The organism is Nocardia salmonicida (genome assembly GCF_036142455.1).
Taxonomy (GTDB): domain Bacteria; phylum Actinomycetota; class Actinomycetes; order Mycobacteriales; family Mycobacteriaceae; genus Nocardia; species Nocardia salmonicida.
The window spans coordinates 5680698-5704362 of record NZ_CP108014.1; the positions used below are offsets into that span (position 1 = coordinate 5680698).

The 23665-nt window shown below is 66.6% G+C and carries 25 protein-coding genes; 7 read left to right on the top strand and 18 right to left on the bottom strand.

Features of this window, described 5'->3' with window-relative positions:
* Positions 1-13: 13 nt before the first annotated feature.
* Complete coding sequence (fbaA, locus tag OHS03_RS26640; RefSeq protein ID WP_328657865.1) at positions 14-1051, bottom strand: class II fructose-bisphosphate aldolase; 1038 nt, start codon at positions 1049-1051, stop codon at positions 14-16.
* A 212-nt stretch (positions 1052-1263) separates the two neighbouring features.
* Here fbaA and OHS03_RS26645 point away from each other — a divergent pair, with 212 nt between their 5' ends.
* Positions 1264-1920: a DedA family protein gene (locus OHS03_RS26645; protein ID WP_056824144.1), complete on the top strand. Its 657-nt coding sequence runs from the start codon at positions 1264-1266 to the stop codon at positions 1918-1920.
* 32 nt (positions 1921-1952) lie between these two features.
* Positions 1953-2618 (top strand): DedA family protein, encoded by a 666-nt coding sequence (locus OHS03_RS26650; protein WP_328664410.1) that lies wholly within the window; start codon positions 1953-1955, stop codon positions 2616-2618.
* Position 2619: 1 nt separating this feature from the next.
* Here OHS03_RS26650 and OHS03_RS26655 read toward each other — a convergent pair whose 3' ends face one another.
* The 3 genes from OHS03_RS26655 to OHS03_RS26665 form a co-directional block, all read right to left on the bottom strand.
* The gene (locus OHS03_RS26655) at positions 2620-3747 is read right to left on the bottom strand and encodes a glycoside hydrolase family 76 protein (protein ID WP_328664412.1); all 1128 of its coding nucleotides are present in this window, start codon (positions 3745-3747) and stop codon (positions 2620-2622) included.
* Positions 3748-3842: 95 nt separating this feature from the next.
* Complete coding sequence (locus tag OHS03_RS26660) at positions 3843-4508, bottom strand: TrmH family RNA methyltransferase (RefSeq protein ID WP_328657867.1); 666 nt, start codon at positions 4506-4508, stop codon at positions 3843-3845.
* A gap of 21 nt (positions 4509-4529) precedes the next feature.
* Positions 4530-4832, bottom strand: coding sequence for a DUF4190 domain-containing protein (locus OHS03_RS26665; protein ID WP_328657869.1), 303 nt, complete (start codon positions 4830-4832; stop codon positions 4530-4532).
* A gap of 71 nt (positions 4833-4903) precedes the next feature.
* On the opposite strand from OHS03_RS26665, the gene OHS03_RS26670 reads away from it, so the two are divergent.
* The gene (locus OHS03_RS26670; RefSeq protein ID WP_056823391.1) at positions 4904-5350 is read left to right on the top strand and encodes a hypothetical protein; all 447 of its coding nucleotides are present in this window, start codon (positions 4904-4906) and stop codon (positions 5348-5350) included.
* Here OHS03_RS26670 and OHS03_RS26675 read toward each other — a convergent pair.
* From OHS03_RS26675 to clpB, 8 genes are all read right to left on the bottom strand, one after another.
* Positions 5334-6347, bottom strand: coding sequence for an alpha/beta fold hydrolase (locus OHS03_RS26675; RefSeq protein ID WP_328657870.1), 1014 nt, complete (start codon positions 6345-6347; stop codon positions 5334-5336). The two genes, OHS03_RS26670 and OHS03_RS26675, sit on opposite strands and share 17 nt — an antisense overlap.
* 78 nt (positions 6348-6425) lie before the next feature.
* Entirely contained in the window at positions 6426-7112 is a 687-nt protein-coding gene (locus OHS03_RS26680) for a lysoplasmalogenase family protein (protein WP_062991710.1), read from the bottom strand.
* Between the two features lies 1 nt (position 7113).
* Positions 7114-8172, bottom strand: coding sequence for a beta-ketoacyl-ACP synthase 3 (locus tag OHS03_RS26685; protein ID WP_056823401.1), 1059 nt, complete (start codon positions 8170-8172; stop codon positions 7114-7116).
* Positions 8173-8241: 69 nt separating this feature from the next.
* Positions 8242-8805, bottom strand: coding sequence for an orotate phosphoribosyltransferase (gene pyrE, locus OHS03_RS26690; RefSeq protein WP_056823404.1), 564 nt, complete (start codon positions 8803-8805; stop codon positions 8242-8244).
* A gap of 5 nt (positions 8806-8810) precedes the next feature.
* A complete protein-coding gene (locus OHS03_RS26695) occupies positions 8811-9617 on the bottom strand; it encodes an SDR family NAD(P)-dependent oxidoreductase (protein WP_056823407.1) in 807 nt (268 codons plus the stop codon).
* Between the two features lie 54 nt (positions 9618-9671).
* Positions 9672-10832: a TtfA family protein gene (locus OHS03_RS26700; protein WP_328657872.1), complete on the bottom strand. Its 1161-nt coding sequence runs from the start codon at positions 10830-10832 to the stop codon at positions 9672-9674.
* A gap of 107 nt (positions 10833-10939) precedes the next feature.
* On the bottom strand, positions 10940-11722 hold the full coding sequence (locus OHS03_RS26705; RefSeq protein WP_328657874.1) for a DUF5666 domain-containing protein: 783 nt from the start codon (positions 11720-11722) through the stop codon (positions 10940-10942).
* A 63-nt stretch (positions 11723-11785) separates the two neighbouring features.
* On the bottom strand, positions 11786-14362 hold the full coding sequence (clpB, locus tag OHS03_RS26710) for an ATP-dependent chaperone ClpB (RefSeq protein WP_328657876.1): 2577 nt from the start codon (positions 14360-14362) through the stop codon (positions 11786-11788).
* A 212-nt stretch (positions 14363-14574) separates the two neighbouring features.
* Between clpB and OHS03_RS26715 the strand changes: the two genes are divergently transcribed.
* On the top strand, positions 14575-15564 hold the full coding sequence (locus OHS03_RS26715; protein WP_328657878.1) for an NADP-dependent oxidoreductase: 990 nt from the start codon (positions 14575-14577) through the stop codon (positions 15562-15564).
* Positions 15565-15621: 57 nt separating this feature from the next.
* Here OHS03_RS26715 and OHS03_RS26720 read toward each other — a convergent pair whose 3' ends face one another.
* From OHS03_RS26720 to OHS03_RS26735, 4 genes are read right to left on the bottom strand one after another with little or no spacing between them, the layout of a single operon-like run.
* On the bottom strand, positions 15622-16380 hold the full coding sequence (locus OHS03_RS26720; protein ID WP_328657880.1) for an ESX secretion-associated protein EspG: 759 nt from the start codon (positions 16378-16380) through the stop codon (positions 15622-15624).
* 33 nt (positions 16381-16413) lie between these two features.
* On the bottom strand, positions 16414-17721 hold the full coding sequence (locus tag OHS03_RS26725) for a hypothetical protein (RefSeq protein WP_328657883.1): 1308 nt from the start codon (positions 17719-17721) through the stop codon (positions 16414-16416).
* A gap of 1 nt (position 17722) precedes the next feature.
* Positions 17723-18100, bottom strand: coding sequence for a hypothetical protein (locus OHS03_RS26730; protein WP_328657885.1), 378 nt, complete (start codon positions 18098-18100; stop codon positions 17723-17725).
* Positions 18101-18114: 14 nt separating this feature from the next.
* A complete protein-coding gene (locus OHS03_RS26735; RefSeq protein WP_328657887.1) occupies positions 18115-18639 on the bottom strand; it encodes a DUF3558 domain-containing protein in 525 nt (174 codons plus the stop codon).
* A gap of 88 nt (positions 18640-18727) precedes the next feature.
* Between OHS03_RS26735 and OHS03_RS26740 the strand changes: the two genes are divergently transcribed.
* On the top strand, positions 18728-19093 hold the full coding sequence (locus OHS03_RS26740; RefSeq protein ID WP_328657889.1) for a hypothetical protein: 366 nt from the start codon (positions 18728-18730) through the stop codon (positions 19091-19093).
* A 57-nt stretch (positions 19094-19150) separates the two neighbouring features.
* Here OHS03_RS26740 and OHS03_RS26745 read toward each other — a convergent pair whose 3' ends face one another.
* Positions 19151-19729 (bottom strand): DapH/DapD/GlmU-related protein, encoded by a 579-nt coding sequence (locus tag OHS03_RS26745; RefSeq protein ID WP_328657891.1) that lies wholly within the window; start codon positions 19727-19729, stop codon positions 19151-19153.
* Positions 19730-19956: 227 nt separating this feature from the next.
* Here OHS03_RS26745 and OHS03_RS26750 point away from each other — a divergent pair, with 227 nt between their 5' ends.
* Positions 19957-21114 carry a globin domain-containing protein gene (locus tag OHS03_RS26750; protein ID WP_056823460.1) on the top strand — a complete coding sequence of 386 codons (1158 nt, stop codon included), beginning with the start codon at positions 19957-19959 and terminating at the stop codon, positions 21112-21114.
* 29 nt (positions 21115-21143) lie between these two features.
* Entirely contained in the window at positions 21144-21902 is a 759-nt protein-coding gene (locus OHS03_RS26755; protein ID WP_328657893.1) for an FAD-binding oxidoreductase, read from the top strand.
* 124 nt (positions 21903-22026) lie between these two features.
* Here the strand turns inward: OHS03_RS26755 and OHS03_RS26760 are convergent, their stop codons facing one another.
* Positions 22027-23196 (bottom strand): globin domain-containing protein, encoded by a 1170-nt coding sequence (locus tag OHS03_RS26760; protein ID WP_056823477.1) that lies wholly within the window; start codon positions 23194-23196, stop codon positions 22027-22029.
* Between the last annotated feature and the right edge of the window lie 469 nt (positions 23197-23665).

Here is a 23665-nt window from a genome sequence, read left to right on the forward strand (position 1 = left end):
GTTGGTGCGAAAATCAGGAACCGCTGACGGAGCGTCCGGCCGACTTCAGGTCGTTGCAGGCCTCGGTCACGCGCGCGGCCATCGAGGTCTCGGCCTTCTTCAGGTAGCTGCGCGGGTCGTAGACCTTCTTGTTGCCGACCTCACCGTCGATCTTCAGCACACCGTCGTAGTTGGCGAGCATGTGACCGGCGACCGGGCGGGTGAAGGCGTACTGGGTGTCGGTGTCGACGTTCATCTTCACCACGCCGTAGCGCAGCGAGTCCTCGATCTCGGACTTCAGCGAGCCCGAACCACCGTGGAAGACGAAGTCGAACGGCTGCGCACCGGACTCGAGGCCCAGCTTCTCCGCGGCTACGCGCTGACCCTCGGCCAGCACCTCGGGCTTGAGCACCACGTTGCCCGGCTTGTACACACCGTGCACGTTGCCGAAGGTGGCGGCCAGCAGGTACTGCCCGTTCTCGCCCGCACCGAGCGCCTCGATGGTCTTCTGGAAGTCCTCGGGCGAGGTGTAGAGCTTGTCGTTGATCTCGGCCTCGACGCCGTCTTCCTCGCCGCCGACGACACCGATCTCGACCTCAAGAATGATGTTGGCCGACTGACAGGCCTTCAGCAGTTCCTTGGCGATTTCGAGGTTCTCGTCGATCGGGATGGCCGAGCCGTCCCACATGTGCGACTGGAACAGCGGGTTCTGGCCGTTGTTCACGCGCTCCTGCGAGATCGCGATCAGCGGACGCACGTAGGTGTCCAGCTTGTCCTTGGGGCAGTGATCGGTGTGCAGCGCGATCGTCACGTCGTACTTCGCGGCGATGACGTGCGCGTACTCGGCCAGCGCCACCGCGCCGGTGACCATGTCCTTCACGCCGAGGCCCGAAGCGAATTCGGCGCCACCGGTGGAGAACTGGATGATGCCGTCACTGCCGGCGTCGGCGAAGCCCTTGATGGCGGCGTTGATCGTCTCCGACGAGGTGCAGTTGATAGCCGGGAATGCGAACGAGTGCGCCTTGGCCCGGCCGAGCATCTCGGCGTAGACCTCCGGGGTCGCGATAGGCACAGCAGTGACCTCCGTCTTGTGGGGAGCAAAAACCAATTCTGTCAGGCCACACCCTAAATTAGGAAGACGAACGCGAGATCACCCGGTGGGCCGAGGTTCACCCGCAGGGCACTCGTGTCACAGATCGGACCGGTACTGTGGGGGCCGTGACTTTGCTGGCGGTATCCGATGCGGTGACGACCAACCTTGCGTTGACCCAGTTGCTGGACCCGATGTATCTACTCCAGGAGACCTGGCTCGCGAACGCGGTGCTGCCCGCCATCCTGGCGATTGTCTTCATCGAGACCGGTTTGCTGTTCCCGTTGCTGCCAGGTGACTCGCTGCTGTTCACCGGCGGCATGCTCGCCGCGCAACCGGGCTCGACCCTCTCGATCTGGGTCCTCGTACCGTTGGTGATTCTCACAGCCTTCCTCGGCGACCAGTGTGCGTATTGGATCGGCCGAAAGATCGGTCCGGCCATCTTCAACAAGGAAGACAGCCGCTTCTTCAAGAAGCACTACGTCACCGAGACGCACGAGTTCTTCGAAAAACACGGCCCCAAGACCATCATCCTGGCCAGGTTCGTGCCGATCGTGCGCACGTTCATGCCGGTGCTGGCCGGTGTGTCGCAGATGAGCTACCGCAAGTACGTGGCGTTCGACATCGTCGGCGCGGTGCTGTGGGGTGGCGGCGTCACGATTCTGGGCTACTTCCTCGGCAATGTGCCGTTCATCCGCGACCACATCGAGGGAATCTTCCTGCTGATCGTGTTCGTCTCGATCCTGCCCGCGATCATCACGGTCGGTAAGAAGGTGCTCGAGCGCCGCAACGCACCGGCCGCGTCGGCCCAGAGCGGCGAGCTGGCTGCTTCGACGAACGAGACGCACTGATCCCTGTGACCGCAGTACCGTCGACCCTCGCTATGGGCAGCTTCGATCCGCTGATCTCGGCAGGCCCCGCTGTGGTCTGCACGGTGGTGCTCGTTTTCGTCTTTCTCGAATGTGCGTTCATCATCGGGCTGTTCCTGCCCGGTGATTCGATGCTGATCACCGCGGGCATCGTGCTCGCCTCGCATGCCAATGGCGAAGCGCAGGTCTGGGCGTTGTCGGTGGGCACCATGCTCGCGGCGATCGCGGGTAATCAGGTGGGCTATGTCGTCGGGGCGCGTACCGGGCATCGCCTGGTGGCGCGGAAGAACGGCCGCTATATCAACACCAAGAATCTGGCCAAGGTCACCGGTCTGCTCGAACGGCACGGGTTCCTGGCGGTGCTGGTGGCCCGCTGGATTCCGTGGGTGCGCACGCTGTGCCCGATGGTGGCGGGCGCGGCCGGGATGGATCACCGGCGCTACACCGTCGCCAGCACGCTCGGCGCGGTCATCTGGGCGCCGGTGCTGTTGTTGATCGGGTATTACGCGGGCGAGTTCCTCGAGCAGGTGCCGTGGCTGATGCCCGTCGTGATCGGCACGCTGATCGTGGGTCTGATCATCGGCACCCTCCTCGGTATCCGGCACTATCGCCAGGAGATGGCGCGGCCGGTCGACGATTACGACCTCGAGCCGAGCATCGCGGGCGACGCCGAGCGCTGAGCTACAGCCCGGCCGCGCTGACCTGGTAGGCCGCTTCCATCAGCATCCAGCCGGCCAGCTGCACGGACAAGTCGCGTTCCGGCACCGCCGAGGCCGTCACCGAACCGCCCGGGGTGAACTTGCCCGCGCCCGCCGTGCCGCCGGGTAGCCGGGCCGGTTTGCACCAGTCGTACCCGAACAGCGGCTCGCCCTCGACCTCGAGCCGATTGGCCCAGGCGGCGGTGGCCGAGGCTTTGACGATGGCAGCGGCGGTGCGCCGATCGGTTTCGGCCTGCTTGCCCTCGCCCGGCAACATCAGGGCGACCACCGCGAGGTAGCGCGCCAGCACGCCGTTGAACAGGCCGCCGTCACCGCCGCCGCCGCCGTTGATCACCAGGCGGGTGGTCATGTGTTCTTCCACCGCGGCCAGCAGTGAACTGACCCGTTCGATATGACGTTCGTCGTCGTCGGTGTGCACGGCGAGCTCGGCTTCCAGGCCGAGGACGACACCCTGGCAGTAGCTGAACACCGGACGTTCGATCTCACCGGAGGGTAGGTGGATGCCGTCGAGGATCAGGCCGGATTCGGAGTCGCGGAGGGTGGCGTCGATCCAGTCGGCCATCTCGCGGGCGCGCTCCACGCGACCGAGGCGCAAGAGGGCAATGCCCGCCGGGCCGTTGGCGGGGGCATTGAAGAAGTCCGATTTGATCCGCCATGGAATGCCGCCGCCGACCTCGGGTTCCCAGGCGCTGTAGAGCTTCTGTTCCAGGGCGAGCAGGCCGCTGCGGGCCGAGGTGAGTTCCTGGGTGCGCTCGGCGCGTTCCAGTGCGATGGCCAGCCAGGCCATGTCGTCGTAGTAGCGGTTGGTCCAGCCGGTGAGGTTGCGCAGCCGGATGGCGCGGGCGATCGCGCCGATGCGCCTGCGCCGGGCGGGGGTGGGCACGCGATTGGCGGCGTCGACCGCCACATCGAGCAGGTGGGCCTGCCACCAGTAGTGCCAGCCCGCGAAGCCCCGTTCGCGGCGGGTCGCCGGCCAGCCGACAACACCCAATTCCGTTCCGGGACAACCCCACAGCATTCGCAGATGCCGCGAGATGATCGCGGACTCGGCCATATCGGCACGCTCGGACCACAGCGCCGGGGTGGGCATGGATCCGGCGCGATCAGTGGGCTGGGGGCGCCGGCCGCTGCGCGAGGTCATGGCTCCATGGTGCCAGGTGGTACCGACATTCCGTGCCCATTCCGTTACCAGGCCGCGGACAGGTCGGCGTGTTGACGGATCCAGGCGTGCATGGCGATGCCCGCGGCCACACCGGCGTTGATGCTGCGGGTAGATCCGAACTGGGCGATCGAAACAGTCAGGGCCGCTGCGTCTTTCGCGTCATCACTGACGCCGGGGCCCTCCTGGCCGAACAGCAGCATGCAGTTGCGCGGCAGATCGGCTGTTTCCAGCGGGACCGCGCCGGGCACATTGTCGACGGCAACAACCGTCAGACCCTCGCGCGTGGCGAATTCACGCAGTTCGGCGAGGTCGCTGTGGTGGACGAGGTGCTGATAGCGGTCGGTGACCATGGCGCCGCGGCGGTTCCAGCGCCGCCTGCCGACGATGTGTACCGCCGCCGCCGCGAAGGCATTTGCGGTGCGCACGACGGTGCCGATATTGGCGTCGTGGCCGAAGTTCTCGATGGCCACATGGAAGGGGAACCGGCGGGCATCGATGTCGGCGACGATCGCCTCGCGGGTCCAGTAGCGGTAGGCGTCGACGACATTGCGGCGGTCGCCTTCGGCCAGCAGGACGGGGTCATAGCGGGCGTCGGCAGGGGCGGGAGTGTCGTATTCCTGCTCCCACGGACCGAGGCCGTGCGGGTGCTCGCCCCACTCGGTCGGGCCCGCGACCTCTGGTTCATTCACCCGGCAATGCTAGGTGGGAGCTCAGTAGGTCGAAGAATCGGCCGTCATTACCAGCAGCAGTACCGAACCGGCCACGACGAGGATCGACACACCGAGGACGCAGCTGCCGACGATGCCCATGATGTAGCCGGCGTTGGCCTGCGAGCGGCCACCGAGCTGCCCGCCGGAGGCATCGATCTCGGCGACGACCTTGCGCCCCTTCACCCAGGCGAACGGGGCACACAGGCCACACAGGGCCAGTCCGAGGATGCCGAGGATGAGGACCGTCGTCGACTCGGGGTGCTCCGGCGGGCGCGGGTAATAGCCCTGGGGCGGATAGCTCATGGACCAAGGGTAATCGCGGCGGCCGCAGGGCGCTTACCCTGGAAGAACACCGACTTCGGGTGGTGAGCGAGATGGATCATGAGCGGGTATCGCGGGCGCTGGTCGGCGTCGTGGCGGGGTATCTGATCGCGCTCGCGGTGTGGCTGGCGTGGTTGGCTCCCCACGCACCGCCGGGGACCCTGCCGTATCAGGTGATGATCATGGTCGGGTTGTTCGGCTCGGCGTGCGGGATCGCGATGGCGTGGGCTTCTATGCCGACGCGGGCGGATCGGCAGCTGCGCAAGCACGGGCTGGAGGGGTGGGCGCGGATCGATGGGGTGCATCCGTTGAGTCGGACCGATCACGCGAGTGAACTGACCGAGTTCGATGTGGAGCTCACGGTGCCGGGGGCCGAGAGCTACCACGGGACGATCGTGGTGGATGTGATGCCGGTACACAAGGCGAGAATGGTTGTGGGAGAGACGGTTCCGATTCGGGTGGACCCGCAGGACCGCGATCGGATCATCCTGGTGCTGTGAGCGCGGGTGTGTTCGTGGGCGGGGGCTCGACCGACGGTGCGGGCTCGACCGACGGCACGGGTGCGTTCGACGGTGTGGGTGACGGGAGGCCGACGATCGGGCGGCCGCGGCGGAGAGTGCGCTGCCAGCGGAGGGGGTCGAAGACCGCGGGCTCGGTCTCCTCGATGAAGGAGAGAATCAGTTCGACGAAGCGGGTCGGGTCGAAGTGGTGGGGGAAATGGCCTGCGCCGACGAAGATTTCGATGCGACTGCCGGGGAAGGCGCGGTGAGCGCGATCGGCGTGACCCGACGGGATGACGGTGTCGCGGGTGCCGCCGACGACCAGCGTCGGGAGGTGGGCGGCGAGGTAGCCGCGGTCGAGCATGGTGATGGTCTGGCCGCGACGGTCGGCCGCGGCGCGAATGGTGCGCAGAAAGGCATTGCGGGCGCCGGCGTCGGAGAGGTGGCCGTAGAGGCTGAGCACGTATTCGGCGTCGGGGCCGAGGCCGAGTCCACCCGCCGCCGTCACCACCGGAATCGCGGCGCGCACCGCGGTGCGGACCGGCCAACTGGTGATCGCCTTCAGGGCTGGGCCCGCGCCTGCCAGCGTCGCGAGCCGGAAAGCGGGATGCACACCCGCGCCCATCCCGGCCGGGCACACCAGCGCGATCCGCTCCACCTTCTCGGGGAACTGGTAGGCGAACTGCATGGCCACCCCGCCGCCGAGTGAGTGCCCGACGACAGTGATCCGCTCGATCCCGAGGATGCTGAGCAGATCGCGCATGCCGTTGGCATAGGCCGCCACGGCGTAGTCGCCACGCGGTTTATCGGAATCACCGTGGCCGAGCAGGTCGGGCGCGATCACGGTGTAGTGCTCGGCCAACGCGTCGAAAACCGGCGCCCAGGTCAGGGAGCTGTCGGTGATGCCGTGGATGAGCAGCAGCGGCGGACCGGTTCCGGCCATCCTGAACGCCCGGCGATACCCGTGCACCTCGATGAACTGCGCTTCCCCGCTCATCTAGGAAGCGTGCGCGCGAGGTGTTGCATCGCGACAACACAGAAGTAAGCGCCATGTGACGGCGCTGCCTCCCAGAAATCAGCGGTGCTGGGGCGGCGGCTCCGTGAGCAGGTATTGCGCGGCGGTGTAGGTGGCCAGAATGGCGCCTTCGGTGATCCGGCGGGTGCGATCGTCGCGGGCGAACAGGCGGCGCAGGACGATCAGTCCGTCCGAAATCGTGAACAGCAGGGCGCCGAGACCGTAGCCGCTGCGTGGGTCCGCGTTCGGAATGTTCAGGCCCGCGATGTTTTTCGCATCCGGGGCGAGAGCTGGATCCGAAGCGAGCGTCGCGGCCGTGCCCAACGTCGCACCGTAGGCGGTGAGCGGGACGACGAGGTTCGGAGCTTTGGCACGCAGCAGGCCCGCAGCGCCGACCCAGGCCACCACTCGAGGTAGGGCGATCTCAGGGCGCGGGCGAGCGCCCCGTTTCCACCACAGCAGGGAGTAGCCGGTTTGCATGACCGCGAACGACGACGCGCCCGCGATGAGACGGCGGTCGTCGTCGGGATCAAGGAGCAGCACGTCACCCACGGTGGCCGCGGCCAACGAGCCGAGCAGCAACCGACGCTCGGCCGGATCCAGCTCGACGCCGCTGGTCACCGTGTCGGCGGCGAGCAGCGGCATCAGCAGTGGCTTGGCGACCCATTGCAGGCGGTCGCGGCCGGTGACGGCACCGAACACGGTGACCGCCGCCGCCGCCAGGTAAGCGACGCGCAGCCTTCGCATGTCAGAAGCTCGGTTCCTTCGGGGCGGGCGGCAGGGTGACGACTTGGCCCGCGTAGCTCAGACCCGCGCCGAAGCCGAGCAGCAGCGCGAGCTGACCGCCCTTCGCCTTACCGGTGACCAGCATTTCCTCGATCGCCAGTGGCACCGAGGCGGCGGAGGTGTTGCCGGTGTTCTCGATGTCGTTGGCGATCGGGACACCCTCGGCCAGGCCGAGGTTCTTCTTCATCAGCTCGTTGATCCGGGCGTTGGCCTGGTGCGGGACGAACACCTCGATGTCCTCCTTGGCCACGCCGGAGGACTCGAGCGCCGCCGAGAGCGCGCGCGGCAGGGTGACCGCGGCCCAGCGGAAGACCTTCGGGCCCTCCATGTGCAGCGACATCCGGCCGACGGCCTCGACCGCCGGATCGGTGCCCTGCAGGGCCTGGGCCTTGTTCATGTACGCCAGGAAATCGACGTCCTGGGCGATGGCTTCGGCGTTCTCGCCGTCGCTGCCCCAGACCGTCGGGGAGATGCCGTTGTCCTCGGCCGGGCCGACGACCACAGCGCCCGCACCGTCACCGAAGATCATCGCGGTGCCGCGGTCGGTGGGGTCGAGGCCGACGGTCATCGTCTCGGCGCCGATCACCAGCACGTAGTCGAACGAACCGGCACGGATCAGGTCGGCGGCGACACCGAGGCCGTAGCAGAAGCCACCACAGCCGGACGTCAAGTCGAAGGCGGCGACACCGTTGAGCCCTAGGTCGAAGGCCACCGAGGGGGCTCCGTGCGGGGTGAGCTTGAGCCAGCTCGAGGTGCACAGGATGACCGCGCCGATCTTGCTTCGATCGATCGGGGTGTTGTTCAGTGCGCGCTCACCCGCGGCCACGGAGATCGACCGGATCGTCTCGTCGCCACTGATCCAGCGACGGTTGTGGATACCGGTGCGCTCGAAGATCCAGTCGGGCGTCGAGTCGAGGGTCTCGCACACTTCGGCGTTGGTGACGATGCGCTGCGGACGGTAGGCACCGATCCCGAGCATCGCAACGTTGTCGCGACCTTTGTTTACTGCAATGCTCACCACAGGTGACTCACACGTCCTTCAGACTGTCCGGACAGACCACGTCGTCGTCCGGGTTCGGCGTTGTTCAGGCTATCCCAGGGCAAGATCGTCGAGGCCGAGGATGGATCGATATTCCAACCCCTCCTCAGCGATCACCTGGTCAGCGCCGGTTTCCCGGTCGACGACGGTGGCAACGCCGACCACGATCGCGCCCGCGTCACGCAGCGCGCGCACCGCGGTGAGCGGCGAATTGCCGGTGGTGGTGGTGTCCTCGACGACGAGCACCCGCTTGCCGACGACGTTGGGGCCCTCGATCTGGCGCTGCATGCCGTGCGCCTTGGCGGCCTTGCGGACCACGAACGCGTCGATCGGGCGGCCCGGCGCGTGCATCACGGCCATCGCGACCGGATCGGCGCCCATGGTGAGCCCGCCGACGGCGTCGAAGTCCCAGTCGGCGACGAGCTCGCGCAGCAGGGAGCCGATCAGCGGGGCGGCCTGGTGGTGCAGGGTCGCGCGGCGCAGGTCGACGTAGTAGTCGGCCTCCTTGCCCGAGGACAGCGTCACCTTGCCGTGCACGACCGCGAGCTCGCGCACGAGGGTGGCCAGCTGGTCGCGATCGGCCTTCGTGAGCGCCTGACGTGCTTGGTCGATCATCTAAGTCATGTCCTTCCGCGTGCGTTGAAGAGTCCGCGATTCATCCGGGTCACCAGGGTGCGCGGGACGAAGCCCGCAACCGCGGTGAGCACCTTGTACTGCACGCCGGGCACGCTGATCACCCGGCCGGAGTCCAGATCTTGTAAGCACCCGTCGACGACCTGATCGACGTCGAGCCACAGGCGCTTGGGCAGGGAACTCATCTCGATGCCGGCGCGCTCGTGGAACTCGGTGTGCACAAATCCGGGGCACAGCGCTTGGATGCGAACACCGGTGCCCACCAGTCCACCCGCCAAACCCTCCGTGAAGGATACGACGTAGGCCTTGGAGGCCGAGTAGGTCGACCCCCGTCCGGGGATCAACCCGGCCACGCTCGCCACATTCACGATCGAACCCGCGCCCGCCGCGACCATCGGCGGCAGGGCCGCCCTGGTGAGTTGCAGGACCGAGGTGACGTTGACGTCGAGCTGGGCTTGCAGCTCAGCGGGCTCGAGCGTCCAGAACTCACCCGAATGCGCGAACCCCGCGTTGTTGACGAGAAATTCGATGCCGCTCGCGGCGCGGGCGGCGACACGGGCGCGGTCGTCGTCATCGGCCAGGTCGGCGACGAGAACCTCGGACGAGGTGGCGAAACGGCGGGCCAGCTCGTCGGCGAGCTCCCGTAGTCGTTGTTCGTTCCTGGCCACGAGAACCAGGTCGTAGCCGAGGGCCGCGAGGCGGTGGGCGAAACCCTGCCCGATGCCGGACGTCGGTCCGGTGATCATCGCGACGGGGCGGTGTACGCCGGGCAGGCGCAGAGGACTATCGGTCATCGCAGATCGATTCCGGTCGAGGAAGGTGCCGCGACGACTACCGCGGCAGGTGGATCACTTCGGTACGGGGCCCTGGTACGGGCGGAAACCCGGGTGGAACGGCCCGCCCGGCCGACCCGGTTCCGCGTCGTCGAGCGGTGGCTCGGTGCGGGGACGCGGCTCGGGGACCACGGCCAGCGACGGGCGCTTGGGCGGTTCGCCGAGCGGGCGGCGGCCGGGTGCGGGCTGGTCTTCGAATTCGGGGTCGTCGAGATCGGGGTCGTAATCGGCGGGCAGTGCGGGGGCACGGCCGCCGATCGGGGCGCGATCGTCGCGGGGTCGGCCGCCGCCGTAGGAGTCGTCGTCCGGGCGGGCGGCAGCGCCGCGCGGGCGCTCGGCGTCGTCGATGCCGGCCGCGGCGCCACGACCGTCGTAGGGCTTGTCGGTCTCGGGCAGGCGTGCCGCCGCGCCTCGGGTGACGTAGGGCTCGTCGTCGGCCTCGAGTTCGTCGGGGCCGGGGAATCGGGCGCGGCCACGCTCTTCGGCGTCGGCGAATTCGTCACGCTCCGAAGCGAATTCGCGCTCCTCGTCGTCTTCGTCGTACTCGGGCCGGAAGCCCGGCGCCAGATTGGCGCTCGAGCGCGGGCGGTTGTATTCGTTGGGCTCGGCCACCGGCGGCAGCACGTGCAGCAGCCCGGACAGACGGAGCACCACGTCGATCGCGGTCTCCCAGTCCTTGGATCCACTGCCGACGGGCAGCATGCCGAGAGTCCAGTTGCCCTCACTCCACAGCATCTGCACGGTGTCGGACAGCGACTCGATGAAGCCCACCATCCGCTGATCTACCGCGTGGCGCGCGATCTCCGGATCGGTGGCGAACACGACCCGGTCGCCGATGGCACCGAGCAGTTCCAGATCGTGGTCCTTCGGCGGCGCGGCGGTCTTGAGCCGCATGTCGACGTCGATCTCGGAGCCGATCTGGCGGCGCACGGCCACCAGGGTCGCCGCGTCCTCCAGGTCGAAGAGCACGAACTTCTCGCCCTTGCGAATACCGGAGACCACATCGACCGCCGAGAGGTAGCCGAGCTTGGCCAGCGCGCCACGACGCCACGTCGAGGCGAGGGCGGGCTCCACCGACACGTAGGTGTAGCCCTGGGACTTCGCCCACACCTGTCTCGCGTGTCCGGTGCGCTGCCGCTGGACCCGATCGAAATACAGCAGAACTACCGCACCCACGAGTGCGATCGCTGCTAACCCGAACCACATAGCCGTCATCGTCGCCTAGCCTATCCAGCCGTCGCCGTGATTGCCCGGTAGCACCGGGGATTCGACGCGCGGGTCGCTCATCGGGGGCCGCCCGGCAACGCCGTACTGATGATGATCTTGGCGTGGATCGACCCATCTGGGTTCTTGTCGCCCTGCACCATAACCATGTCGCCGACGGGAAGCTCGCTCGCCTTAGTGCTGGTCAGCGAGATCACCTGGGTGGCATCGTCGATCAGCACCCGAACGTCGGATCCGCCGAGGGTGCTCATGGTGATCTCGGTGCCGGTATTTGCGGTGATGCTGCCCATGGTGGCACCGAGGTCTTCGCCGCCGCCGAGGCCCGGTAAACCGGGGAGTCCGCTCGTGCTCGGCGGCGCGCCCGGCGTGGTCTGTTTCAACGTCGGCGGGGCGAACGGTTGCGTGGACGTCGGTGCCGAAGCGGTGTTGTCGTTCGAGCCGTTGCCGCTCAGCACGAGCCCGGCCAGCACCCCACCGACCGCGATCAACGCCAGCACGCCCAAGCCGAGGGCGATCCACAACCCGGTGTGGCGTTTGGGCGGTTCTTCCTGGTCACCATCCTGCGGACGCGGTGGATAACCCGGTGGCGGCCCGGCGGGATAGCCCTGGTCGTAGCCGGGCGGCGCCTGCTGCGGCGGGGGTTGAGCCGCGGGGTAACCACTTTCGTAAGGACCCCATTGCGCGTCGTGCGGCGGCAACGCCTGCGTCGGGTTCGACGGTTGCCCCCACTCGTCGAACGAATTGCCCTTGTACGGCGTGGTCGAGTCGGAGCCCGGCGAACCCAGCCGTTCGGTCGGCGAATCCTCCGGGCGTTGCCCCCACGGATCGTTCGGGTTCGTCATGGGCTCCAGGGTAGGACAGCCCGGCGCGTTTGGGAGGTCCCTACGCACCGGGCTGTGGACAAATCACGAGCTGTGGACAACTTCGCGTTCGACGACGAGCTTGTCGGTGGCGTTGTCCACACTCACTTTGACGGTGTCACCGTCGGCGACCGAACCGGAGAGGAGTTCCTTGGCCAGGCTGTCGCCGATGGCCTGTTGGATCAGCCTGCGCAGCGGTCGCGCGCCGTAGGCCGGGTCGTAGCCGCGCACGGCGAGCCACTGCTTGGCCTCCTCGGTGACATCGAGGGTCAACCTGCGCTGCGAGAGCCGTTTCTGCAGCTGACGCAGGTTGATGTCGACGATCGATTCCAGTTGCTTCGCGTCGAGCGCGTGGAACATCACCACATCGTCGAGCCGGTTGATGAACTCCGGCTTGAACGCGCGGCGCACCGCCTCCATCACCTGATCGTGGTCACCACCGGCGCCGAGATTGGAGGTGAGGATCAGGATCGTGTTGCGGAAGTCGACCGTGCGACCCTGGCTGTCGGTGAGCCTGCCTTCGTCGAGAACTTGCAACAAAATGTCGAAGACGTCCGGGTGCGCCTTCTCGATCTCGTCGAACAGCACCACCGAGTACGGCCGCCTGCGCACCGCTTCGGTGAGCTGGCCGCCCTGGTCGTAGCCGACGTATCCGGGCGGCGCGCCGACGAGGCGGGCCACCGAGTGCTTCTCGCTGTACTCGCTCATGTCGATACGCACCATGGCGCGCTCGTCGGCGAACAGGAAGTCCGCCAGCGATTTCGCCAGCTCGGTCTTGCCGACGCCGGTCGGTCCGACGAACAGGAACGAGCCCGTCGGCCGGTTCGGATCGGCGACACCGGCACGCGCCCTGCGCACCGCGTCGGAGACCGCCTGCACCGCCTCTTCCTGCCCGACGACGCGCCCCGCTACCTCGGTTTCCATCCGCAGCAGCTTGGCCGTCTCGCCTTCGAGCATCCGGCCGACCGGCACCCCGGTCCACGCCGAGACGACATCGGCGATGTCGTCGGGAGTCACCTCCTCGTTGAGCATCACCTCACCGTCGGACGCTGCGGCACTGGCCTTTTCGGCGTCGGCGAGCTCCTTCTCCAGGTCGGGAATGCGCTTGTACCGCAGCTCGGCGACCTTGCCGAGATCACCGTCGCGCTCTGCCCGCTCCGACTCCCCGCGCAGCGCCTCCAACTGCTCCTTGAGCCCGCGCGCCGAATCGAGGGCGTTCTTCTCGTTCTGCCAGCGGGTGGTGAGCTGGCTGAGCTTCTCGCGGTCGTCGGCCAATTCCTGGCGCAGCTTCTCCAGCCGCTGCTTCGACGCAGCGTCGGTCTCCTTCTCGAGCGCCACCTCTTCGATCTCGAGGCGCCGTACCGCCCGCTCGATCTCGTCGATCTCGACGGGACGCGAGTCGATCTCCATCCGCAGGCGCGACGCCGATTCATCGATCAGGTCGATCGCCTTGTCGGGCAGGAATCGCGAGGTGATGTAGCGGTCCGACAGCGTCGCGGCCGCCACCAGCGCGGAATCGGTGATCCGCACGCCGTGGTGCACCTCGTAGCGTTCCTTGATGCCGCGCAGGATGCCGATGGTGTCGGCCACCGATGGCTCGCCGACCAGCACCTGCTGGAATCGCCGTTCGAGCGCCGCGTCCTTCTCGATGTACTTGCGGTACTCGTCGAGGGTGGTCGCGCCGACCAGGCGCAGCTCGCCGCGGGCCAGCAGCGGCTTGATCATGTTGCCCGCGTCCATCGCCGAGTCGCCGGTGCCGCCCGCACCGACGATGGTGTGCAGTTCGTCGATGAAGGTGATGATCTCGCCCGCGCTGTTCTTGATGTCGTCGAGCACGGCCTTGAGCCGCTCCTCGAATTCACCGCGATACTTCGCACCCGCCACCATCGCACCGAGGTCGAGGGAGACAACCTTCTTGTTGCGCAACGACTCCGGCACATCGCCTTCGATGATGCGTCGCGCCAGACCTTCGACGATGGCGGTCTTGCCGACGCCGGGTTCGCCGATGAGCACGGGGTTGTTCTTGGTGCGCCTGCTCAGCACCTGCACCACGCGCCGAATCTCGGTGTCGCGCCCGATCACCGGGTCGAGTTTGCCCGCGCGGGCCAAGTCGGTGAGGTCTGTGGAGTACTTCTCCAACGCCTGGTAGCTGGCTTCCGGATCGGCACTGGTGACCCGGCCGGTGCCGCCGCGGACAGCGGTGAACGCGTCGCGCAGGGCCTCCGGGGTGGCGCCGTGCTTGCGCAGCAGCTGAGCGACATCCGAAGCGCCTTCAGCCAACCCGACCAGCAGGTTCTCGGTGGAGACGAACTCGTCGCCGAGCTCGGTGGCGAGCTGCTGGGCGGCGGTCATCGCGGCCAGTACCTCACGGCCCAGCTGTGGTTTGGTGGTGGCGCCGGTGGCAGACGGCAGACGGTCGACGAGGGCACCTGCCTCACGTTCGACTGTCGCCGGATCGACCCCGATGGCCTTGAGCAACGGTGCGGCGATGCCGTCGGTTTGATCCAGCAACGCCACCAGCAAGTGTGCCGGACGGATCTCCGGATTGCCCGCCGCCGCGGCGGCCTGAAGGGCGGCGGTGAAGGCCGCCTGCGTCTTGGTGGTGGGATTGAACGAGTCCACGAATCTCCCTTGTGTGTGTCCGATATCGACTAGTTCAACGCTCACAAAGTTGAGTCTGTTCCGCTCAACTCTTAAAACTTTCAGCGGACTTCGGATCCGCGCTTCACGCTACGCTGCGACACCACCGAAGACGACCAATCACTGCATGTCGGACGGCTATCCGCCTAGGATTGCGATGCCCGGCTCACCCCCGATGCGAGGAGTTCACCCCCATGCGCGCGATCGTGGTTCAGAAGTTCGGCGCCACACCCGAGCTCGCCGATGTACCGGTCCCCGCCGCGGGGCCCGGTGAGGTTCAAGTGGCGCTCGACGCGGCCGGGGTCAACCCGTTCGACCTGAAGATGGCCGACGGCATCCTGAAGGGCAAGATGCCCACCGACTTCCCGATGATCCTCGGCGTCGACGGCGCGGGCACCGTCTCGGCGATCGGCGCCGGCGTCACCAAGTTCGCGGTCGGCGACAAAGTAGTCGGCAAATTCCTGACCGCGCCCGCGGGACACGGCAGCTGGGCGCAGTACGCCACGGTCCCCGAGGACGCGACCCTCGTCCCGATCCCCGACGGCGTCACCACGGTGGCAGCGGCAGCGCTGCCGGTCGCCGGCGTGACAGCCCAGGATCTGGTCGACGCCGCGCATATCCAACCCGGCCACACGGTGCTGATCGTCGGCGCGACGGGCGGTGTCGGGTCGTTTCTCGTTCAGCTGGCCAATATCGCGGGCGCCCATGTCATCGCGACCGCCCGAGGCGATGCCGCCGACCAGGTCGCGCGCCTCGGCGCCGCCGAAACCGTCGACTACACCCAGGCCCGCCCCGCCGACCCGAATTTCGTCGACCCGGACCCGGCCTCCCGCCAGGACTCCAACGTCACCGACGCCGTCCGCTTCACCCACCCCGACGGCATCGACGTCCTGTTCGACTTGATCAGCTCAGCAGGCGATTTCGCCTCCCACGCCACCCTCGTCCGCCGCGGCGGACACGCCTACTCGACGACCTGGGCGGCCGACGAAGCCGGCCTGCGCGACCGCGAGATCACCGGAGGAAACTTCGAATCCAAAGGCCGCTCACCGGAATTGAGCCGACTGCTGTCCCGGGTGGCCGCTGGTGATGTGGTCGTTCCGGTGCAGATAACGGTGCCGCTGGAGGCTGCTCCCGCCGTGCTCGGCCAGGGCAGCGCACGCGGAAAGACCGTCCTCGCCATCTGATTCGCGGCACATTGCGGCTTGGGCTGCCCCTCCGCGATGCCGGACGAGCGCTCACCGTCAGTTGGGGCGGTAGGTGCCGGTGCGGGCCTTGGTGGCTGTGGTGGCGAGGATGGTGGCGAGGGTGGTTTTGATTCGGGTGGGGGTGGTGGGTTTGGCTATGAAGGTGGTTTCGCCGTAGAAGACGTAGCGGCCGTCGCCGGGGATGTCGTGGAGTTGGAAATCGTCGCGGCCTTCGGTGTGGCGGTTGTCGACGCTGGCGTGGGCGTAGACGCCGATGTGGGTGAGGGTGGTGGTGGGTTTCGCCAGGAAGGATTCGAGTTGTTCTCGGGGGGTGGGGTTCCAGCGGTCGCGGACGTCGGGGCGGGGGGCCGCGAGTTCGGCTGCGGTGACTCGGATTTCGCGGCCTTTGCCGGGGGCGACCTTGGGGAGGGTGGAGAGGACGGCGGCAGCCAGGGCATCTGGGTCGAACAGGTGGAGGGTGATGTCGCCGGGGTTGGTCTCGTCGCCGGGGGCTTGGACGGCGAGGGAGGCGTAGGTGTCGCGGGCGCCGCCGTGGGCCCGGATCGTTTTGACGCCCTTGGACGCGCCCGCGACTTCGACACGGGCGTGCGGGGCGAGCAGGGCGGCCATGGCGCGGTCGAGATCGCTGTCGAACTCGGCCATCAGGTTCTCGGCGGCCTTGCTGCGCAGGCGCAGGACCTCGGCCTGGGTTTCGACATCGGTGTGGCGGTGATGCAGGGGGTACGGGAGGACATCGCGGCCCGCGGCTTCCCACAGGGTGCGGAAATCTAACGCGGTAAAAAGCCAGGTACGCACGGGAGATCTACTCTGTTCCATCAGGATTGGCGACTAGTCGGCGCCGATGACGGGCGGGACCATCTTGGGCAGGGTGTCCAGACCGGTGAGTTCGTCACCGTGTTCCTGAGTGATGAGGTAGTCAGGGATGCCCTTGGTCGATTCGTCGTCCTTGCCGCCGCCCTTGCCCGCGCCGGGGCTCATCATGCCGGGCGTGCCGGAGCGGCCCGCTGTGCCGGATCCCGTGCCGGTGCCGCGGCCCGCGGTGGTGCCGGCAGCCGTCGGACTTCCCGGTACCGCACCGCCGGGAGTGCCTGTGCCCGGCGTGCCCGCGCCTGGCGATCCGCCGCCGGGAGAGCCTGTGCCACTGGGTGATCCGGAAGTCGAGCCCGAGCCGGGGACGGTTGAGCTCGGGGTGGTCGAGGCGGGGGTGGTCGAACCCGGCTCCGTCGACTGGGGACTGGTCGATTCGGGGGTGGTCGAATCGGTTGTCGAGTCGTCGGTGTCGTCCGGGTCAGTGATGGGAGTGGTCGACGCCGGCGTGGTGGGCTGCGTCGCCGTGGGCTGCGTGGTGGGCTGCGTCGTCGAACCCTGAGTGGTGGATTGTGTTGTACTGCCCTTCGTTTCGGGTTCGCCGCCGCCGTTTTCGATGGTTTTCGGAATGGGGATCACCGGGACTTTGTTGTCGGATTCGTAAATCACCGGGGCGTAGACAGTTTGGAGAATACGGACGGCCTCGACTCGCGCGTTCTCTTGCGCAACATCGTCATTGCGCCACCCACGACCGGTGAGCAGGGCTCCGACATTGTCGAGACCGCTGCGGTGCTCGGGCTCGTGGGGGACGAGGCGTTTTGTCGGCTCGAGGCCGGTGCGGAGTTCGTCCAGTTTGGTGCTGGTGAGCGCCGCGGCGGCGGTGACCTTCTTTCCCGTAGTGTCATATGCCGCAACGGTTTGCGCGGCCGCGCTCGCAGCGGAACCTGCCCAGACGTCGGGGGACATGCCTCGGGCTATCTGCTTGCGGAACTCATCGAGGGACGTGCTGTTGCGGGTGGAGATTTCGTTCCATGCGCCGATCAAGCCATTTACGGCATCGAGATCAATCTTGTCGACCTTGTCGCGTAGTTCCGCGACGGTCCCAGGAAAGGCATCGTTTTTCGCCACCACGGTGGGGCGGTAATCGCCATCGAAACCGAGGTCGCCTGCTTTCCGTCGGTTGCCGTCACGCTGAGCGTTGTACTGGTTCTGAATATCAGCGATGTCTGAACTGTCGAGTTCGCCGTCGTCGCCGGAGAACGGGGACATGACGAAGTCGCGGAGGTTGCCGAACAGGTCGATGCCGCTGATGCTCTGCATGCCGGTCATGTCAGCTCACCTGCTCGGTGATGTAGTCGAGGGCGTTGGCGTTCTCGATGTCCTTGCCTGCGATGCGCTTGAAGGAGATGGAGAAGACCTCGCGCAACTGTTGCACAGCTTCGATGTCTTTCCTCACCACGGCATCGATCGAGTTCTGGTCTCCAGTCGCCTGAAGGAGGAACTTCTTCTCGAGATCCTTGCCGATCTGGAAGTCCCCAAACCCGGTGACGCTTTGGACCCGACGGGTGACAACCAGGATCTCTTGCAGATCGGCAAGTCGGTCATCGCACGCCTTGAACATGTGGAACGCCGCAGCTTCGTCGTTCAGATAGACCTCGCCCGCCTTTGCCTGCGCAAGCAACGCGCTGTACGCGGTGTTTTCACTCATGAACCCTCCCCGGTTCAGCTCGGAAAGATCGGAACGAGGACTTCGCCCACGCGCGCGAGGTACGCGCAGGGGTCATCCAGCCCTGTCTTCAGCGCCGAGTTGAAAATCTGCAACTGGACGACGCCCTGTTTTGCCGGGAAGACCACGTCACAACCGAGGTCCTTCGACGCACCCGTGACCTTGAACTCGCGTCCCGTACGGCCCGCAATGGTCACGTCTCGGAAGTCGACATTGCCAGGCTTCTGCTCGAACTCATCCACAGGCTTGTTCGTCGTGTAAACGGTGATCGAATAATCGGGTCCACCCCATCCACAGATCTCCCACCCCGACTGCGGAACCCCCGCGACACCCTTCTCCTCCGTAGCAGGATTCACCCCCGCCTCCGTCAACGCAGCATCAGGAATCTCCGTGCACGGATTCCACAGCACCGGCTTGGCCGTGGTCGTCGCGCCCTTCGACGTCGACTCCCCCGAGTCACACCCCGCCAACCCGACAACCGCCAACCCGGCAATCACCAACGCCGTACCTGCGCGTTTCATCCCCACCCCTTCCGGCCGAGCACTGCCTTGACCAGGGACATTAGCACGGTCAACTGACCAGAGTCGGGGCCGCGTAGGTTGTCTGAGCATGAGCGAACTTCGACTTTCGGCGCCCTTCGACGGGCGTGATCCCGAGGGCAAACCGGTGGTGAACCGGTCGGCGGTGGACTCCGATATCCAGGATCGGGTGCTGTCCTACCTCGAGCACGCGCCGGTGATTCTGAGCGCCCGCAGCCACGACGCCGACGAGTTCGACCCCGCCCAGCGCGACGTGCCGTTGAACTTCCACACCGACGGCGCGTTCGTCTGGCCGGGCGCTGTCCCCTACTACCTGCGCAAGTACGGGCTGCCGCCGGAGGCCGCGTTGGTCCAGCACATCGTGGGCAAGGGGTTCGAGATCGGGGAGGTCGACGAGGAGGCTCGGCAGGCGGCGGTGCAGAAGGTCGTGGGCTGACCTCCGGAAAACGCTCACCGCTCTCCGTGAAGTCACCGACCCTTACGCGTGAACGCGCTACCAGCTTCGATGCACAGTCGCCTTGGAACCGGTTACCAGGCTGCTCGCCGGAACGTCATCGGCGACGACCGCGCCCGCGGCGATCACCGCGTCGCGGCCGATGCTGACGCCGGGCAGGATCATCGCGCCCGCGCCGATCCACACGTTGTCCGCCACGTCGATCGGCGCGCCGGTGAGGAATCGCCGCCGCTCCTCCGGATCGACGGGATGGCCCATGGTGATGAAGGTGGCCTTCGGGCCGACCATCACGCCCCGACCCAACCGGATTCCGGCGTAGTCGAGGAATGTGCAGCCCTGATTGATGAACACGTGCTCGGCCAGCTCCAGGTTCAGGCCGTGATCGGTATAGAAGGGCGGATAGATCGTGAGACCCGCGGGCAGCGGACGGCCGAGGATCTCCTCGAGCAGCGCCGCCTTCGCTGGCTCGTCGTCGAAGGGCACCACGTTGAGCCGGGACGTCAACGCGGTGACCTGCAGAACCCGCTCGTGCATCGCCGTGAACTCGGCCCCGAGAACCCGTTCACCCCTGGCCAGAAGTTCGGGATCGTGAATCTCCATGAAGTTGTCGCTCGCCATCCCCCGATTCTCACGCACCCCACGCTCACCACCCGCAAGATCACTGACGCGTATCGATGATGGGGAGATCGCGCTGATCGGAGACGTGGGGTTTACGATCCGTGCGGCTGGGAACGGGCGTGACGAGCATCCCTGCACCGAGACGACGGTTTCGGGGGATACTGGGGAGGGCCTCACCGACGGGTGAGCCACATTGTGGCAATTGCAGAGAAACGGAGCTTGACGACGTGGATGCGCGTTCGCTTGCGCTGGTCCGCGCCGATTTCCGCGGGGTGGCCGAGACACCCGGTGGGTCCGAGCGGCTGATCAGCGCTTTCTACGGTCACCTGTTCGCGCAGGACCCGAGGTTGCGTGAGCTGTTTCCGCCTGCCATGGACATGCAGGCCAAGCGGATCACGACGGCGGTGCAGTTCGTCCTCGACCATCTCGAGGACTTCGAACGCGCCCAACGCTTCCTCGAGCAACTTGCCCGCGACCATCGCAAATACGGGGTCGAGGCCGACCACTACGACCTGGCCGGGCGCGCGCTGCTCGCGGCGTTGCGCACCTTCCACGGCAACCGCTGGACCAGGGAGCTCGACGAGGGCTGGCGTGACATCACGCTGCTGATCTCGGCGTCGATGGCGATCGGCGCCAACGAGGACACCTCGCAGCCGTACTGGGACGCGACCGTGGTGGGGCATCGGCGGGTGCTCGACGATCTGGCGATCGTGCGGTTACAGGCCGACGGGCCCATTCCGTTCAAGGCCGGACAGTTCGTGCCGGTCGCGGTGCCGCAGCGGCCGAATATGTGGCGATACTTCTCCCCCGCCATCCCCGCCAACCCGTATGGCGAGATCGAATTCCATGTGCGGCGGATCAGCGGCGGCTGGGTGAGTCCGGCGATTGTCAACGACACCAAGGTCGGAGACCGGTGGAAGATCGCCGGGCCGCTCGGCGGTTTGCACGTGGACCGGGAGTCGGGGCGCGATGTGCTGATGATCGGCTCCGGCACGGGGATCGCGCCGTTGCGAGCGCAGCTGATCGAGATGAGCCAGCGGGGGATCAATCCGCGCGTGCACTTCTTCATCGGCGGGCGCTATCCCGGTGACCTCTACGACGTGGACAACATGTGGCAGCTCTCGCAGTCCAATCCGTGGTTGACCGTGGTGCCGGTGTGCGAGGAACACACCAATCCCTGGTGGTATCCCCAGGATTCGGGCCAGACGCCGATGGGCATGCCGCGTCGGCTGGTCGGTAATCTGGGAGCGGTGGTGACCAGCTTCGGCGCCTGGTCGGACCGCCAGATCCAGATCGCGGGATCGCCGACAATGATCGCCAACACTCGTTACGCGCTCCAGCGGGCCGGTACACCGAGTGAGATCATCGCCGCCGATCCTGTCTGAACCCGCCCGCGACATCGCGAAAGAGGCTGATGAGCAACGCTTTTCCTGACCCCGCATGGACGGCTACCGTCGTCGGCCACCACCGCCTACGCCACGACCTCGCCGTGATCCGGCTGATCGGCGATTTCGTGCCGTTCGAGCCGGGCGGTTCGGTAGAGGTCGAGGTGCCGCAGCATCCCGGGGTGCGACGGCGGTTCTCCCCCGCGCTGCCGCCCTCGCTGGACGGCAAGCTCGAGTTCCATGTGCGGACCGTGCCCGGTGGGTGGTGTTCGAGTTCTATCGTCGCCGACACCAAACCCGGCGATCAGTGGCGAATCAATGCTCCCCATGGGGTTTTCGCCGTCGATCCCGATGCTGTCGAGGTGGTGATGATCGCCGGCGGTACCGGGCTGGCGCCGATGCGCTCCCAGATCCTGGACCTGGCTCGCCGTGACACTCCGCCGCGCACCTACCTGTTCTTCGGTGGCCGCTCGCCTCGCGACCTCTACGCCAACGACATGCTGTTCCTGCTGTCGGGCGAATTGCCTTGGCTGTCGGTCATTCCGGTTGTCGAAACCCCGGACGATCCCGCGGTGCGCGATGAATGGCACGAGCAGACCCGCTCCGACGTGGGCTTCGGGCCGCAAGAAATGCTCCACGGCACCCTCGCCGAGGTCGCCGCCGCCCACGGACCCTTCACCAAGAACCAAGTCCTGGTCTGTGGCTCACCCGCGATGGTGCGCACCACCGTCGACCGCCTGATCGAAACAGGCACTCCCCCGGCGAACATCATCTCCGAAGGCGCCTGACCTCAGGAGCTCAGAACAAGGGGTCGTGGCGGATCGATTGGGCTTGCGTGCCTGCGGGAATGACAAGTCAGAACAAGGGGTCGTGGCGGATCGATTGGGCTTGCGTACCTGCGGGAATGACAAGTCAGAACAAGGGGTCGTGGCGGATCGATTGGGCTTGCGTACCTGCGGCCATGAGGCGGAACTTGGTGGTCTGGACCATCGATGGGGAGCCGACGATCTGGACGTCGCGGTCTGCCCAGGGGCCGTAGCTGGCCACCACCTTGCCGATTTGGCCGGTCATGCGGGGCTCGAGGCCGGGGAGTTCGGGGTGGGGTTCACCGGAATCGAAGTACCACCACGGGTTTTCGTCACTTTCGGTGACGGGGGTGACGGTGAGCCATTTGTTGGCGATGGCGAGTTGGCTCAGGACCTGGAGGTCGTAGAGATCGCAGGGGTGGTGGCCGCCGACGAACAGGTGGACCTTCGGGTTCACCCGGCGCTGAGCCATCGACATGATCTGCGCGCGCAAGGGGGCGATGCCGGTGCCGCAGCCGACCATGAGCATCTTGCGTTTGGTGTTGCGTGGCACGCCGAGGCCGCCGAGGGGGGAGCCGAGCGCCCACTGGTCGCCGACGGCGGTGTGCGCGACCATGGCCGGGCTGACCCAGCCGCCGAGCACCCCGCGAATGTGGAACTCGATCTCGCCGTTGGGGTTGGCCGGGTTCGCGGGCGAGAGATAGCGCCACATCCGCGGCCGCGAGGGGATCTGCACGCTGAGATACTGACCGGCGGCGTACTGCATCGGCACGTCGAGCTGGACTCGGACGATCGAGAGATTGCGCAGCACCTCGCGATGTTCGACGACGGTGCCCGTCCAGGTAGCCGGGGTGGACTCCTTGTCGGCCGCGCTGATCATGGCGCCGCTGATGGTGGCCAGGCCCTCGTCCCAGGCGGTGGCGACCTCATCGGTCCACATCTCCGCGCCGGCGAACAACCGCATGGCCGACTTCAGCGAGTTGGCCACGGCCACATAGTGAGCCGGTTGCACGCCGTACTTACGGTGGTCGCGCCCGAGCTGGGCCAGGAACGGCAGCAGCTTGTCGGGCTCTTCCAGTCGGTCGAGGGCGTAGGAGATCGCCGTGACCAGACGGTCGCGCTGGGAATCCATGGCAGCCGGGAAGTAGTCTCGGACACCGGGGTAGTCCGTGAAGAGGATCGAGTAGAACGACCTCGACAGCTTCTCGGGTCCACCTTCTTCCGCAGCAACCGCCTTGAACGTAGTACGGATCAAAGCGACAGTCCGCGAATCCATATGTGTCACAACCTCGTTTCGCCATCGAACGCTAGCCGCGCCGGCGAGTGACGGGCTGGGAGGACACTCGTCAGCAGCCGATGCGAGAAGTCTAGGCGAGGTTTGCCAGCTTAGGAATCGTACTCTTAAACATCACGCATGTAATTCCCGAAATACCAGGCGGTTCCCAGCAGTTTCCCACGGAAACATACCTGGGGCCCGTTAATTGAGGGTGAACACTTGCTCACGATTCCTCAAAGTGCCCGGCATTCCACACAATTGGATATCAACGTGCCTGGTAGAGCGACCCTTCCGCTACGACGACGGCATGTCGTAAGCCGACGCGCCGAGCCATGACACGCAGGGTAGGCATACCAGAGCGGCTGGTCGAGGACGGCGAATTGCGTTCCGATTGAGCCGAATTCAGCATCCCGTCAGCAAACTTTTGGACGTCCACGGTGATAAATCCCCACCTCAGCGCGCCGCAACG

Coding starts and splice junctions, on each gene's coding strand:
- OHS03_RS26645 (WP_056824144.1), top strand. CDS start 1,264: ATGTATCTACTCCAGGAGACCTGGCTCGCGAACGCGGTGCTGCCCGCC.
- OHS03_RS26650 (WP_328664410.1), top strand. CDS start 1,953: ATGGGCAGCTTCGATCCGCTGATCTCGGCAGGCCCCGCTGTGGTCTGC.
- OHS03_RS26655 (WP_328664412.1), bottom strand. CDS start 3,747: ATGCCCACCCCGGCGCTGTGGTCCGAGCGTGCCGATATGGCCGAGTCC.
- OHS03_RS26665 (WP_328657869.1), bottom strand. CDS start 4,832: ATGAGCTATCCGCCCCAGGGCTATTACCCGCGCCCGCCGGAGCACCCC.
- OHS03_RS26670 (WP_056823391.1), top strand. CDS start 4,904: ATGGATCATGAGCGGGTATCGCGGGCGCTGGTCGGCGTCGTGGCGGGG.
- OHS03_RS26675 (WP_328657870.1), bottom strand. CDS start 6,347: ATGAGCGGGGAAGCGCAGTTCATCGAGGTGCACGGGTATCGCCGGGCG.
- OHS03_RS26680 (WP_062991710.1), bottom strand. CDS start 7,112: ATGCGAAGGCTGCGCGTCGCTTACCTGGCGGCGGCGGCGGTCACCGTG.
- pyrE (WP_056823404.1), bottom strand. CDS start 8,805: ATGATCGACCAAGCACGTCAGGCGCTCACGAAGGCCGATCGCGACCAG.
- OHS03_RS26695 (WP_056823407.1), bottom strand. CDS start 9,617: ATGACCGATAGTCCTCTGCGCCTGCCCGGCGTACACCGCCCCGTCGCG.
- OHS03_RS26705 (WP_328657874.1), bottom strand. CDS start 11,722: ATGACGAACCCGAACGATCCGTGGGGGCAACGCCCGGAGGATTCGCCG.
- OHS03_RS26715 (WP_328657878.1), top strand. CDS start 14,575: ATGCGCGCGATCGTGGTTCAGAAGTTCGGCGCCACACCCGAGCTCGCC.
- OHS03_RS26725 (WP_328657883.1), bottom strand. CDS start 17,721: ATGACCGGCATGCAGAGCATCAGCGGCATCGACCTGTTCGGCAACCTC.
- OHS03_RS26730 (WP_328657885.1), bottom strand. CDS start 18,100: ATGAGTGAAAACACCGCGTACAGCGCGTTGCTTGCGCAGGCAAAGGCG.
- OHS03_RS26735 (WP_328657887.1), bottom strand. CDS start 18,639: ATGAAACGCGCAGGTACGGCGTTGGTGATTGCCGGGTTGGCGGTTGTC.
- OHS03_RS26740 (WP_328657889.1), top strand. CDS start 18,728: ATGAGCGAACTTCGACTTTCGGCGCCCTTCGACGGGCGTGATCCCGAG.
- OHS03_RS26745 (WP_328657891.1), bottom strand. CDS start 19,729: ATGGCGAGCGACAACTTCATGGAGATTCACGATCCCGAACTTCTGGCC.
- OHS03_RS26755 (WP_328657893.1), top strand. CDS start 21,144: ATGAGCAACGCTTTTCCTGACCCCGCATGGACGGCTACCGTCGTCGGC.
- OHS03_RS26760 (WP_056823477.1), bottom strand. CDS start 23,196: ATGGATTCGCGGACTGTCGCTTTGATCCGTACTACGTTCAAGGCGGTT.